General features: G+C 62.7%; 10 protein-coding genes. 6 read left to right on the top strand and 4 right to left on the bottom strand.

Going from position 1 to position 12932, the window contains the following annotated elements; translation table 11 throughout:
* Nucleotides 1-81: 81 nt before the first annotated feature.
* Together AB5Y89_RS03670 and AB5Y89_RS03665 are read right to left on the bottom strand one after the other, a co-directional pair.
* The gene (locus AB5Y89_RS03670; protein WP_336582424.1) at nt 82-1023 is read right to left on the bottom strand and encodes a hypothetical protein; all 942 of its coding nucleotides are present in this window, start codon (nt 1021-1023) and stop codon (nt 82-84) included.
* 195 nt (nt 1024-1218) lie between these two features.
* The gene (locus AB5Y89_RS03665) at nt 1219-2256 is read right to left on the bottom strand and encodes a porin (RefSeq protein ID WP_041214891.1); all 1038 of its coding nucleotides are present in this window, start codon (nt 2254-2256) and stop codon (nt 1219-1221) included.
* Nucleotides 2257-2638: 382 nt separating this feature from the next.
* Here AB5Y89_RS03665 and dinG point away from each other — a divergent pair, with 382 nt between their 5' ends.
* The 3 genes from dinG to AB5Y89_RS03650 all read left to right on the top strand — a co-directional run bounded on the left by dinG (nt 2639) and on the right by AB5Y89_RS03650 (nt 6551).
* Complete coding sequence (gene dinG / locus AB5Y89_RS03660; RefSeq protein ID WP_336582423.1) at nt 2639-4711, top strand: ATP-dependent DNA helicase DinG; 2073 nt, start codon at nt 2639-2641, stop codon at nt 4709-4711.
* A 213-nt stretch (nt 4712-4924) separates the two neighbouring features.
* Nucleotides 4925-5584 carry a DUF2057 domain-containing protein gene (locus AB5Y89_RS03655; RefSeq protein WP_039040268.1) on the top strand — a complete coding sequence of 220 codons (660 nt, stop codon included), beginning with the start codon at nt 4925-4927 and terminating at the stop codon, nt 5582-5584.
* A 70-nt stretch (nt 5585-5654) separates the two neighbouring features.
* Nucleotides 5655-6551, top strand: a complete 897-nt coding sequence (locus AB5Y89_RS03650; RefSeq protein WP_368222889.1) for a histone deacetylase — start codon at nt 5655-5657, stop codon at nt 6549-6551.
* A gap of 89 nt (nt 6552-6640) precedes the next feature.
* Here the strand turns inward: AB5Y89_RS03650 and AB5Y89_RS03645 are convergent, their stop codons facing one another.
* Together AB5Y89_RS03645 and ylqF are read right to left on the bottom strand one after the other, a co-directional pair.
* Nucleotides 6641-7789: an MFS transporter gene (locus AB5Y89_RS03645; protein WP_041214889.1), complete on the bottom strand. Its 1149-nt coding sequence runs from the start codon at nt 7787-7789 to the stop codon at nt 6641-6643.
* Nucleotides 7790-8090: 301 nt separating this feature from the next.
* A complete protein-coding gene (gene ylqF / locus AB5Y89_RS03640) occupies nt 8091-9041 on the bottom strand; it encodes a ribosome biogenesis GTPase YlqF (RefSeq protein ID WP_111896757.1) in 951 nt (316 codons plus the stop codon).
* Nucleotides 9042-9382: 341 nt separating this feature from the next.
* Between ylqF and AB5Y89_RS03635 the strand changes: the two genes are divergently transcribed.
* From AB5Y89_RS03635 to AB5Y89_RS03625, 3 genes are read left to right on the top strand one after another with little or no spacing between them, the layout of a single operon-like run.
* Nucleotides 9383-10774: an alkaline phosphatase gene (locus AB5Y89_RS03635; RefSeq protein WP_368222888.1), complete on the top strand. Its 1392-nt coding sequence runs from the start codon at nt 9383-9385 to the stop codon at nt 10772-10774.
* A gap of 24 nt (nt 10775-10798) precedes the next feature.
* Nucleotides 10799-12166 carry an alkaline phosphatase gene (locus tag AB5Y89_RS03630; protein ID WP_368222886.1) on the top strand — a complete coding sequence of 456 codons (1368 nt, stop codon included), beginning with the start codon at nt 10799-10801 and terminating at the stop codon, nt 12164-12166.
* A gap of 50 nt (nt 12167-12216) precedes the next feature.
* Entirely contained in the window at nt 12217-12900 is a 684-nt protein-coding gene (locus AB5Y89_RS03625; RefSeq protein ID WP_048208747.1) for a hypothetical protein, read from the top strand.
* The last annotated feature ends 32 nt before the right edge of the window (nt 12901-12932 follow it).

The following is a 12932-nucleotide window of genomic DNA, read 5'->3' as shown; positions in this document are numbered from 1 at the left end:
AAAGCGCCCGTCCAGGGAGCGCTTCGTCAGCTCTTTATACCACTGCCTTCCATAGGGGAAAACCGCTTTCTCGGCGCCGCCTCAACCAATCCCGTGCCAATCCGGTGCCAGGGCACACACCTCGACCGACAGACCCCGATTCGACTCCACCAGATCATTGCACTGCGCCAGCAGCGCACGGGGGATACGGCTCGGCTCCCAGGGCCGGCCATCCCCCAGGGGAGCCCCGTAAGCCGCCTTGATGGGCAACAGATCCCGGGGCAACCACCAGCTCGCCGGTCTCCCCAACCGCTGGGCCAATGCCAGTACTCTGTCGACCCCGGCCGGATCCAGGGCAGTGAGGTGGCTCCAGAGGGTCTGGGGCGGCAAGGCGGCGATCAGGGGCTCCAGCGTGCCGGGATCCTCGGCGGGATACCAGATCAGCAGGGCGTCGGCGGGCAGTGGCAACTCGGCGAAGGCGCCGACGGCATCGGTCGTGATCACCCGCTGTATCTCCCCCTCTCCCCAGAGGATCTTGCCAAGCTGCGCCAGGGTGCGGGCTGGCAGCGCCACCTCCCCCAGGGTCTGGAGCCAGGGGGCGGCATCCAGCAGGGTGCCGCCGCTGAGAAACAGGCTGAACGGCCGTGCGGCCCGCAGACGAAGGGGCAGATCACTGCAAAGCCGGATCCCCTTGTCTTCGAAGTCGATCTGCTCGATGGGGCTGAAATGGCCCTCCCCCTTGCGATACAGGGCCGCCAGCACCCGCTCGTTGACCCTCTCCCCCAGTTGCCAGCCGTGGGATTGCAGCCACTCCTCGGGTTCCGGCGGGGCACTGGCCATCTTCGCCAGCATCAGCTCCCGGGTCAGATAGCGGTGCCCGGCAGGGGTGAGCTCATAGTGATGATTGCCAAGGGCCAGCAGCAACTGGTTGTCCCGAAGCATGCCGATGAGCGGCTGCCATTGACGACCGCGAACAGCCTGGGGGCCGCCGCTCAGCAACTGCTGTGCCAGCGCGCGCCACTCGGGGTGGGTGAAATCGATCAAAGGCATCCTTCCCTGTCGGCCAATCTGCTTCAACAAATTGAATAATCTAGCGATTTACCAGAGGAGAACCAAGGGGGCAAGGAAGACAACGTGATATGGCGCAGGGCCAGAGGACGAAAAGTGGTGAAGGGGCCAAAAAACAGAACGGCCAAGCAAGCTTGGCCGTTCATCAACTAAATCAGCGCAGAGGCTAGATTAGAAGTTGTATTGCAGGGCAACAGTGAACTCGTCGTCCTTGTCGTTGATACCCTGGATTTTGTACTCGGTGTACGCCTTGAACTTGGAAGTGAAGTTGTACTGCACGCCCAGCAGGGTTTCGTCGACGATGTCTTCGTAAGAAGAACCGGCGGAGTTGGACAGTACCTTGCCTTCGGCGAAGTTGTAACCGGCCAGGAAGGTCCAGGCGTCAACGTTGTAGGAAGCAGCCAGCTCGTAGCCACGGCCCTTGTCCTTGTTGTTGCCTTGGGTGGTGTTGTCGTAGCTCAGGTCACCCTGGGTGTACATACCGGCGAAGTAGAAACCGTTGATGGCGTAGTGTGCGCCCAGGGCCCACTCTTTCTTGTCGCCAGAAGCGGTGCTGACGGTGCTTTCCAGGTCGGAGTAAGCGTAACCGGCGTTCAGGCCCAGACCGAAGTCGAAGTCGTAGCCAGCAGCAGCGGCGTAGCCGTAGTTGCGCTTGACGTTCGGACCGTAGACGTCGGTTTCCTTGATGCCTTGACCGATGTCAGTAACCTTGACGGCTACGTCATCGTTGGTCTGGTAGGACACTTTGCCCTTGAAGCCACCGAAGGTGTTGGAGTAGATGATCTGGCCTTCTTGACGACCGTCGTAGAAGTTACCTACGTCACCCCATTCGTTGAAGATATCGGTCGGCTCCAGCACGTCGTAGAACGCGGTGTCGGTCTGGCCGAAGATGATCTTGCCGTACTGGGTACCGTCCAGGCCGACATAGATGTGACGGGAGTTGAACTTGTTGTCAGAGTTTTCGGCGGATACTTGCCACTCGGTCTTGGCGATACCGGACCAGGTGTTGTTCAGGCCGACTTTGCCGGACCAGCCCAGACGGGAGGAACCAACCAGTTCAGCGTCGGTGTCGTCGTGGTCTGCGTACATGTTGGCTTGTACACGGCCGTAGATGTCAAAGGAGGTGCCGTCTTTGTCGTAAACGACAGCAGCGTTGGCTGCGGATGCGAACAGAGCCGGGATAGCAATAGCCAGAATTGTCTTTTTCATAGTTTCCAATGCCTACTGTAATTAAACACTAAGTCCTTGTTATTCCCTGTGTTAGCGATGTTCTTTGCATCACTATGGCGCCGAGACTATCACCGGGTTTTCGAATCCGCAATGAAAAAACTTGGAACTTTTTATGAAAACCATAGTCACAGGGAAAAATTTGTGAGCTGAATCTCACAATGTTTGCCCCATCAGGGAAAACGTTTACAGCGATACTCTCTGCCTGAATCCCTCTTTTTTGGTGGTTTATTGCAACCCCCTGTTCCCTCATAACATATGTGCAAAGCCGGGGCTGACCCGACTGCTTCTCCCCTGCCTCGACCCGGGCCGCCTGTTGCGGGTATCCTGTTGCCATCCACACCGACACGGCCACACCTTCTTTATGCTATCGACTCGCCTCAAAGCCACCATCCGCAATACCTATCGCCAGATTGCCGATGGTTTACCCGGTTTTGTGCCGCGCAAGGAGCAGAATTTCCTGGTTGCCGAAATCGCCAAGACCCTGACGGGAGAATATGACAGGAGTCGCCGCATCCTGGTGGCCGAGGCTGGCACCGGCATCGGCAAGTCCCTCTCCTATGCCCAGGGGGCCATACCAGTGGCACGGCTGACCCAGAAGAAGCTGGTGATCTCCACCGCCACCGTGGCCCTGCAGGAGCAGCTCATCCACAAGGATCTCCCCTTTTATCACTGTCACAGCGAGCTGCCGTTTCGTTTCATGCTGGTCAAGGGGCGCCAGCGCTACTGCTGCGAGCACCTGCTGGAGCAGGCGGCAAACGGCAGCGAGATGGCCAATTTCGAACTCGACTTCGGCGCATTGAGCAAACACAAGCCATCGGATGCTGACAAAGCGTGCTACCAGGGGCTGTGGCAGGCCTACACCGAAGGCAAGTGGGACGGGGATCGGGACAACTGGCCCAAACCCATTACGGACCCTTGCTGGGATCGCATCGCAGCCGACCGCCACACCTGCAACAAGGCCCTGAGCCACCATCAGCACTGCCCCTTCCATCGGGCCCGCAACGACATGGACGCAGCAGACGTGCTGGTGGTCAACCACGCCCTGCTGCTCTCCGACCTCACCATGGGAGGCGGCATCATATTGCCGCCGCCGGACGAGTGCATCTATGTGCTGGACGAAGCCCATCACCTGCCCACCATCGCCCGGGATCACGGCGCCGCCAGCGCCAGCATCAAGGGATCCCGCCGCTGGCTGGAAAAGCTGGTGCAAAGCGCGGGCAAGCTGGCAAGGACGCTGAACAAGGAGAGCCTCCTCGACCCCCAGCTCAAACTGCAGGATGCCCTGGCCTCTCTCCAGCCGGATCTCAAGGCCCTCGAACAGTGGCTCGCCAGCAATGATCACCTCTTTGGCGGCGAGCCCCACCACAGATTCGCCGATGGGGTGCTGCCGGATCCCCTGCCCATGCTGGCGGAAAACCTCAAGGAGGCGAGCAAGAAGGCACTGAGGGCGCTGGACAGAATGCAGGGGGCCATCGGCGAGGCGCTCAAGGATGGCGAAATCCGTCGCAAGGAGGCCGAGCCTCTGCTGGCGGAGAGTGGTTTTCACTTGCAACGGCTCGAGAGCTTCTGCGCCCTCTGGGAGATGCTGAGCCGCCATGTTCCCACCGGCAAGACGCCCCTCGCCCGCTGGATGGCCAGAAGCGAAGACGGAGACATCTGGCTGCACGCCTCCCCCATCGAGGTGGGGTATCTGCTGGAGGAGTGGCTCTGGTCCCGCTGTCTCGGGGCCGTGCTGGTGTCGGCGACCCTCACCGCCCTCTCCTCCTTCAGTTATTTTCGCCACCAGGTAGGGCTCAAGGAGCATGACGGCACCCGCTATCTGCGGCTGCGCTCCCCCTTCGACTACCACAAGGCCGAACTCTATCTGCCCAAGATGGCCCATGAGCCCAGTGCCCCCGCCTTCACCCAGGAGTTGATCGATACCCTGCCCCGCCTGCTGGCAGGCAAGGAGGCCAGCCTGGTGCTCTTCTCCTCCTATCGCCAGATGAACGAGGTGGCGGTGGGGCTGCGAGCCAAGGGGATGTCGCTCCTGGTACAGGGGGAAGCGTCCCGCAGCGCCCTGCTCCTCTTGCACAAACAGAAGTGCGACGGCGGCCAGGCCAGCATCCTCTTTGGCACCGGCAGCTTCTCGGAAGGGCTGGATCTGCCTGGCCACTACCTCACCAACCTGGTGATCACCAAGCTCCCCTTCGCGGTGCCCAACTCCCCCGTGGAAGAGGCAACCGCCGAGTGGATAGAGCAGCGCGGCGGCAACCCCTTCCTGCAACTGACGGTGCCGGAGGCGTCGCGCAAGCTCATCCAGGCCTGTGGCCGCCTCATCCGAAAAGAGGCGGATAGGGGGCGGGTCACCATCCTGGACCGGCGCCTGCTGACCAAGCGCTACGGCAAGGGCCTGCTGGACGCCCTCCCCCCCTTCACCCGACGCATCGAGTGACACGGCTGACGCCCGCCATGCGCTCCCCTGACCCTCATGTCAGGAGGGGGCAGGAAGATAGAAGAGCACGCTGCCCGCAGGACTCGGGGCAGCGGGATCCACACCCCGCACACCGGAAGGCGCCATAAACGGCTATTGCCGCTGTGGGGCAAACCTGTAAAAATGACCCCCTATTTTTCAGTGGGCAATTGCCTGACTGTTCAAGGAGATGAAATGAAACTGACTGTTCTGGTACCGGCCCTGGCTGGTCTGTTGTGGGCAGGTAGCGCCCTGGCCGCTAGCCAACTGGAAATTACGAATCCCTATGTCATCCAGCTGCTCGATGGCGAACCCGTCAACCCCCAGCTGCTCGACAAAGCCACCGTCTTCTCCCTGGAGCCCGGCAGGCACCAGGTCGTGGTCGCCTTCGAGGGCAACTACTCCAGCCGCAGTGAAACCAAGCTGGTCACCGCCGAGCCCCTGGTGATCAACTTCACCGCCGCCGACAACCAGCAACTCTTCCTCGACTTCAAGAAGCCCCGCAAGGAAGAAGAAGCCAAGCGTTTCGTCAAGGAACAGAACGTCGTTCTGAAAGACAAATCCACCGGCCAGGTCCTGAAATCCGAGCAGTTCGTCATGCCGACCGTGGGTGGCTTCCAGCTGACCCGTGACTATCAGCAGGAGCTGCTGAAGATGGGCAAGGCCTTCAACCAGCCCAAGACTGTGTCCGTCTCCACCGCCGCCGTGATGGCTGCCGCCAGCGCACCGGTGGAAGTGGCCCCGAGCAAGGCCATGAGCAACCCGGAAGCCCTGACCCAGCTGCAGAGCTGGTACAACAAGGCCGATGCGGAGACCCGCAAAGCCTTCCAGATCTGGGTGATCCAGCAGCAGTAAGGCGCATCGCACGCCTGCATCGAGGGGAGCCTGGCTCCCCTTTTTCATACCCGTTCATGGCCGATGCTTCATGTCACTGCGCATCTTCTATCACCCCCACTACTCCGCCCTGAGGCTGCCCGAGCGTCACCGCTTCCCCCTGGCCAAGTACCAGGCGCTGTTTGAACGCCTCGTCGCCCTCGACTATCCGCTGGCACAGGCCGCCCCTGCCAGCCGTGAGCAGATAGAGAAGGTGCACGATGCGGCCTATGTACAGGCCGCCCTCACCGGTACCCTCGATGAAGGGGCCATTCGCCGGCTCGGCTTTCCCTGGTCTCCCCTGCTGATTGAACGTACCCTGCACTCGGTCGGCGCCACCCTGGCCGCCAGCCGCCACGCCCTTGCGCAGGGCTGCGGACTGCAGATTTCCGGCGGCTACCACCACGCACACCGGGGGTTTGGCAGCGGCTTCTGCCTCTTCAACGATCTGGTGATCGCGGCACGAACCTGCCTGGACGAGGGACTCTGCGAGCGGGTACTGATCGTGGATCTCGATGTCCATCAGGGAGATGGCAGCGCCGCCCTGTGCACGGGCAGCCGTGACATCATCACCCTCTCCCTGCACGGGGAACACAACTTCCCCCACCACAAGCCGGCTTCCCATCTGGACTTTCCCCTGCCAAGCGGCATGGAGGACGACGCCTATCTCGAGACCCTGGACCAGGCCCTCGCCCTGGCTCATCGCCTCTACGCCCCCGACTTCATCCTCTATCAGGCCGGGGTGGATGTGCACCGGGACGACGAGCTGGGCTACCTCTCCCTGAGCGACTCCGGCGTGCGCCAGCGCGATGCCATGGTCTTTGACTCTGCGCTTCGCCACGGGCTGCCCATCACCGCCGTACCGGGAGGGGGTTACCGGCGAGACTGGCAGCAGTTGATCCCGCTGCACCTCTCGCTCTTTGAAGTAGCAAGGCACCGGTTTGGTTGAGCGGCACCACCCGGCCCATGACGAAAAAGAGGCGACCCTTGGGTCGCCTCTTCTATATCCGTGCACAGGGATGATGACGCCGTCTGCCCTCAGGCATGGGCCATCGGCGTCGGGTGCTCGCCCATCTTGCGCAGCAGCATCAGCAGATAGACAAGGGAGACCCCGGCAATCACCATGAACAGCAGATGATCCGAGTAGTGCTGCATCAAGAGCGCGGTCAGGGTCGGCCCGAGCAGGCTGCCGATGGTGTAGCTCAGCAGCAGCGCCTGGTTCATGGCCACCAGTTGATGCTGCTCGACCTTCTCGCAGGCCCAGGCCATGGCCACCGGATAGAGCGTGAAGCCCGCGGCCCCCAGAATGAACAGCGTCGGTCCCATGGCCGCGTTGCCGAGCATCGCCATGGCCCCCAGGATCACCACCAGCACCTGTACCCGCAGCACCGGCAGGCGCCCGAAACGATCCGCCAGACGTCCCACCGGCCATTGCCCCAGGATGCCGGCGCTCACCATCACCGCCATCCAGTAGCCGATGGCCCCGTCGCTCACCCCCTGGTGGTTCAGATAGAGCGGCATCAGACCATAAAGCACCCCCAGCACGATGCCGGAGAGGATGCAGCCGTTCACCCCCAGACGCGCCTGACGCAGGCGCAGCATCGGCCAGACCGGAGTCCTGGCCTGGTGGTTGCCTGACGGACTGGCGATGCGGGTGAACAAGAGCGGCAGCATGGCCGTCAACACCAGGGCGGTCACCCAGGGCAGCACCGCCATCAGCGACGTCGGCACCTTGCTCACCAGCAGTTGCCCAAGCACAGTGCCCACGTAATAGACCATCATGTAGGCGGCCAGCAGGCGACCCCGATTGCGGGCGTTGCCGCTGCACATCAGCGCGCTCTCCACCACCACCCAGATCATGGCGCAGCCGACACCGGCGATGAATCGCCAGGCGAGCCAGCTCCAGAACGCCACGGTAATGCCGAGCCCGACGCAGCCTGCGGCAAAGAGCGCACTGGCCAGGTAGTAACTGCGATTGAAGCCGCAGCGGGCGATGAGTCTGCCCGCCAGCAGGGTTCCCAGCAGGTTGCCGGTGAAATAGGAGGAGCCGACCATGCCGACCTGCCAGGTGGGCAGATGCTCATGGGCGAGCCAGAGCGGCACCAGGGTATTCAATACCGCGATGGCCAGGGTCAGCAACAGCAGGCCACAGAGCAGGAGCAGCACCGGGCGGGAGTATGTGGTCATGGATAGAACCGTGGGGAGAGGCAAAATGCGAGCGCATCATGCCACCGCCTGTGCCTTTGTCAATCGGCACTGAGGCCGGGTCGCAAGGTTTTTCTGCCCACCGTGATGGCAACGCGGCACGGCCCTCCCCTGACGGGAGCCTCATCCCCTTGATTGGCCGGCACCTTGGTCATGATAAGGGGAACCGGGCGGTTGAATATCGACTCTGTGCCTCCCTCACGCCAGAGCACCATGACCAGAAGAGGCGGCCCAGGGCCGCCTCTTCTTTCTATCAAGCACAACCTATCGTGCACAACGCCGGTCAGCGCTGGCGCTTCTTGGCGTACTTGCGACGAGCCCGGGCCTGGCGCTCCTCTTCCCGCTCCGCCTTCTCCCTGGCTTTCTGCTCAGCCTCGGCCTCGGCTTCCACTATCTCGACGCTCACCATCTCTGGTGTCTCCAGGGAGATCCGCCCCAGCATGCCGGACCGGAATTCATTGACCAGGATTTCCGAGGCCTTGTGCAGATCCGCAAGCCCCCCCTTGCGCATGAAGCCGCGCTGACGGGCAATGAGATCCAGCAGCTCGATCTCGGTCTCCGGCAGCTCGCTCAGCTGGTAGCGTGCCTTGATGCGCTCCGGATAGGCCTTGATGAAGTAGTCGGCGGCAAACATGGCGATGTCGGCGTAATCGAAGACGGTATCCTTGATGGCCGCCGTGATCGCCAGTCGATAACCGCAGGAGGGCGGGTTGAGCTTGGGCCACAGGAAGCCAGGGGTGTCCGTCAGGATGACGTGGTTGTCGAGCTTGATCCGCTGCTGGGACTTGGTCACCCCCGCCTCGTTGCCGGTCTTGGCGATGATGCGCCCCGCCAGGGTGTTGATCAGGGTGGACTTGCCCACGTTGGGGATGCCCATGATCATGGCGCGCACCCCGCGCAGCTCGAAGTTGCGCTCCGGCAGCATCTCGTGGCACAGGGTCAGCAGTTGCTTGATCTTCTCCGGCTCCTGCTGGGTCAGGGGCAGAGCCTTGATCCCCTTCTCCTGCTCCATGTGGGCCACCCACAGCTCGGTGATCTCGGGGTCGGCAAGGTCTGCCTTGTTGAGCACCTTGATCACCGGCGTCTCCCCGCGCAGCTCCGGCACCAGGGGGTTCTCGCTGGAGAAGGGGATGCGGGCGTCGAGCATCTCGATGATGACATCGACCTGGGGCATGACCTCTGCAATCTCTTTGCGGGCCTTGTGCATGTGGCCGGGGAACCAGTTGATGGACATATCCGTTACTCTCTCATTGGCATGCGGTCCCCTCTCGGGGCTGCGGGCGCTCGGGGTTGCGGGTGCGTGGTGATGCGCCAGACCGCTGGCACTCATCGCAAGGGGGCGCATTTTACCTGCTGCGGCCCCGATTTGACAGGCTATTCTGGCCGGGTGTTGTCACCCGGGTGGCCGGATGCCCGCCACGCCACCGGGAGGTGAGTGGCAGAACCCAATCAACATAACCCATTGATATAAGATAACATTTACAAAGCGCTTTCACCGCATTGTCATCTCTCTTCACTAAAAGTGTCATCTGCCCCCTCTAGGCTGCGCTCAGGTTTCACAAGGAGCGAACCCCAATGAGAAAGATGGCAGGACTTGCAGTGATGATAGGCGCCGCCCTGACCGCCGGCTGCAACTCCAACAACGACAGCAACACCCCGGAACCCAGCGCCAAGAACGTGATCTTCTTCCTCGGCGACGGCATGGGTCTCAACACCCTCACCGCCTCCCGGATCTATGGCGTCGGCGAAGAGGGCAGCCTCACCATCGACACCCTGCCGGAAACGGCCTTCATCAAGACCTTCTCCCACGATGCTCAGGTGACCGACTCGGCCCCCTCCATGGCGGCCTACATGACCGGGGTCAAGAGCAACAACGGCGTCATCAGCATGGACAGCGACGCAACCCAGGAGAGCGATTGCAGCCAGAGCGGCGGCAAAGCGGTGACCACCCTGCTGGAGCTGGCCAAGGCCGATGGTCGTGGCACCGGCGTGGTCACCACCACCCGGGTCACCCACGCCACCCCGGCCGCCACCTATGCCCATATCTGCAACCGGGACCTGGAGGCTGATATCGCCGTCCAGATGGTGCCGGGGGGCAGCGGTTACAACAGCGCCCTGAAGGAGGGGCTGGACGTGGTGCTCGGGGGCGGCAGCGGCTTCTTCCTGCCCAGCGCCGACAAGGGCAAGCGGACCGATGGTCGCAACCTCATCGACGAGATGAAGGCGAAGGGCTATCAGTTTACCGCCACCCTTGACGAGCTGAACCAGGCCGATGCGAGCAAGCCGCTGCTGGGCCTGTTTGGCTCAAGCCACATGAAATATGACCTGGACCGACCCGCCAGCGAGCCGTCACTGGCCCAGATGACCCTGGCTGCCATCAAGCAGCTCAAGGGCAAAGAGAAGGGCTACTTCCTGATGGTGGAAGGGGGGCGCATCGACCACGCCCTGCACGACACCAACGCCAAGCGCGCCCTGCAGGATACCCTCGCCTTCGACAACGCCATCCAGGCCGCCATCAATGAAGTGAAGAAAACCGATCCCGAGCTGAAAAACACCCTGATCGTGGTCACCGCCGACCATGACCACACGCTTGTGCTCAACGGGTACGCCAAGCGCACCGGCAAGACCACGGCAGGCAATGCGGGCGTGCTCGGACTGGTGAAGAACTACGAGACCGGCGAGCCGAGCAAGGATAGCGATGGCATGCCCTACACCATCATCGGCTTTGGCAACGGCTACAACCGGGTGGACGGCCCGCGCAGCAGCGTGGCGGCCCTCGACGACGCCACCGTCTCCGCCGACGACTATCACCAGGAGGTGGTGGTCAAGGTGGGCGAGATAGGCAACGAGACCCACGGCGGTACCGATGTCTTCCTCGGCGCCATCGGCCAGGGAGCGGAGCGCTTCCACGGCTCTCTCGACAACACCGCCGTGTTCGGCAAGATCAAGGCTGCGGCCAAGCTGTAAGGGATTATCAGGATGAACATCACCATGAAAAAGACGCTGGTCTGCACCGCCCTGCTCGGCACGCTTGGCGGCCTCTCCCAGGCGCACGCCGCCGATGCCAAGAACGTCATCCTCTTTATCGGAGACGGCATGGGCCCCACCGTGCTCACCGCCACCCGCCTGTTCAAGGTGGGGGAAGAGGGGGATCTCGAGATGATGAAACTGCCCCAGAGCGCGCGCATCAAGACCTTCTCCAACGATGCCCAGACCACCGACTCGGCCCCCTCCATGGCGGCCTACACCACCGGGGTCAAGATGAACAACGAGGTGATCGCCATGAGCAGCGACACCAGGGCCGTGGCACCGTCCAAGGATGCCAACGGCAACAAGGGCATCAACAACTGCACCAGCGACAACGGAAGCCCGGTGCCCACCCTTCTCGAGCTGGCCAAGGCAGCCGGCAAGTCGGTGGGAGCCGTCACGACCACTGAGCTCACCCATGCCACCCCGGCGGCGACCTATTCCCATATCTGCCACCGGGATGCGGCCTACGCCATCGCCGAGCAGGCGGTACCAGGCGGAGCCGGCTTCAATCAGGCGCTGGGGGATGGGGTCGATGTGCTGATGGGGGGCGGCGCCAACCACTGGACGCCCTACAGCGCCAGCAACAAGGGCGGCCGGGCCGACGGCCGGGATCTCACCGCCGAGCTGACCGCCCGGGGCTACCGCTATGTCACCACCAAGGATGAGCTCTCTGCCGTCAACTCGGGCAAGGTGCTGGGGCTGTTCAGCACCAAGTCCCACCTCGACTACGAACTGGACCGCGTCGCCAAGGGGGCGGCCAGTACCCAGCCGTCCCTCTCCGAGATGACCGCCAAGGCGATCGATCTGCTCAGCCAGAACAGCCAGGGCTACTTCCTGATGGTGGAGGGGGGGCGTATCGACCACGCCCTGCATGCCACCAACGCCAAGCGATCCCTGACCGATGCGGTGGCGCTGGACGAGGCGGTCAAGACGGCCCTCGGCAAAGTGGATTTGAGCGATACCCTGATCGTGGTTACCGCCGACCACGACCACACCATGACCATCAACGGCTATTCCGCCAAGGGCAACAAGGTGCTGGCTCTTGTCAAGAACGCCGATGGCTCGACCCAGAACGACGCGGACGGCAAGCCGTTCACTACTTTGGTATTCGGCAACGGCCCCAACCGCCAGGACCAGCGCCCCACCCTTACCAGCGATGAGGTGATGGCGGATGACTACCTGCAGGAAACCGGAGTCAAGCTCGGCTCCGAGACTCACGGCGGCGGCGATGTGATGCTGTTCGCGGGCGGCGCAGGCAGCAGCCAGTTCAAGGGCACCCTCGACAACACCCGGGTGTTCGGCAAGCTCAGGGAGGCCCTCGGCCTGTGATAAAGGGGCCCGGCACCGCGCCGGGCCCGTTTTCCGTCGAGCGAGAGACGATGATGAAATATCTGCTTTCTTTATGGCTGCTGGGCAGCGCCCTCTCCTTCCCCCTCCTGGCCGACGAGGTGCCCGATCTGGCCGCCCGCATCCGCTACGTGGACAGGGTGACCGGCAGCGACGGCATCACCCGGGAGAGCCAGTGGCAGGAGAAGTGGCTGCGCGTCGGTGACCAGGTGTGGAGCCAGCGGCTCATTCCCGTTCCCCTGGCCCGTGCCTATCACGCCACCCACGATGCCCGCCCCGGCCACAAGCACTTCACACACCAGATGGCGGCGCGCTGGGTCACCCGCAGCGAGGGAGACGCACTCCAGTTGCGCTACGCCGATGCCTGGCACAACCAGCTGGTGGAGGTGCCGCAGGAGGAGTACGGCCAGGTGGCCTTCAAGCCGGAGTGGGCGCGGATCCGCCACCTCATCAACCCTGCCCTGTTGGAGGGAATGACACCGCTGGATGAGGCCGCCCCCGACCAGGCGAACTGGTATGAGACCCGTGAAGGTCGCCAGCGTACCCGCATCCTCTGGTCGAGCCGCTGGCAGTTGCCCCTGGTGGTGGAGTCGGCAAGCCTCGACGGTTATCGCAGCTACCGGATGGAGGTGACGCTCAAGCCGCTGCCAAAGACCCTCCCCTGGCAACAACTGGCAGGGTACCAGACCCTGGATCTGCGGGATTTCTTCGACTGATCCCCCCAGGCGGCAATCGCCTGGCTGACATG

It is taken from the genome of Aeromonas sp. s4 (assembly GCF_040907855.1).
GTDB lineage: Bacteria > Pseudomonadota > Gammaproteobacteria > Enterobacterales > Aeromonadaceae > Aeromonas > Aeromonas caviae.
Note: the sequence above shows the minus strand (reverse complement) of the source record. Positions and strands in the feature narration are given on the sequence as shown.

Bases quoted from the DNA above. Each gene is read 5' to 3' on its own strand.
- AB5Y89_RS03665 (WP_041214891.1), bottom strand. From the start codon at position 2,256: ATGAAAAAGACAATTCTGGCTATTGCTATCCCGGCTCTGTTCGCATCC.
- dinG (WP_336582423.1), top strand. From the start codon at position 2,639: ATGCTATCGACTCGCCTCAAAGCCACCATCCGCAATACCTATCGCCAG.
- AB5Y89_RS03655 (WP_039040268.1), top strand. From the start codon at position 4,925: ATGAAACTGACTGTTCTGGTACCGGCCCTGGCTGGTCTGTTGTGGGCA.
- AB5Y89_RS03650 (WP_368222889.1), top strand. From the start codon at position 5,655: ATGTCACTGCGCATCTTCTATCACCCCCACTACTCCGCCCTGAGGCTG.
- AB5Y89_RS03645 (WP_041214889.1), bottom strand. From the start codon at position 7,789: ATGACCACATACTCCCGCCCGGTGCTGCTCCTGCTCTGTGGCCTGCTG.
- ylqF (WP_111896757.1), bottom strand. From the start codon at position 9,041: ATGTCCATCAACTGGTTCCCCGGCCACATGCACAAGGCCCGCAAAGAG.
- AB5Y89_RS03635 (WP_368222888.1), top strand. From the start codon at position 9,383: ATGAGAAAGATGGCAGGACTTGCAGTGATGATAGGCGCCGCCCTGACC.
- AB5Y89_RS03630 (WP_368222886.1), top strand. From the start codon at position 10,799: ATGAAAAAGACGCTGGTCTGCACCGCCCTGCTCGGCACGCTTGGCGGC.
- AB5Y89_RS03625 (WP_048208747.1), top strand. From the start codon at position 12,217: ATGATGAAATATCTGCTTTCTTTATGGCTGCTGGGCAGCGCCCTCTCC.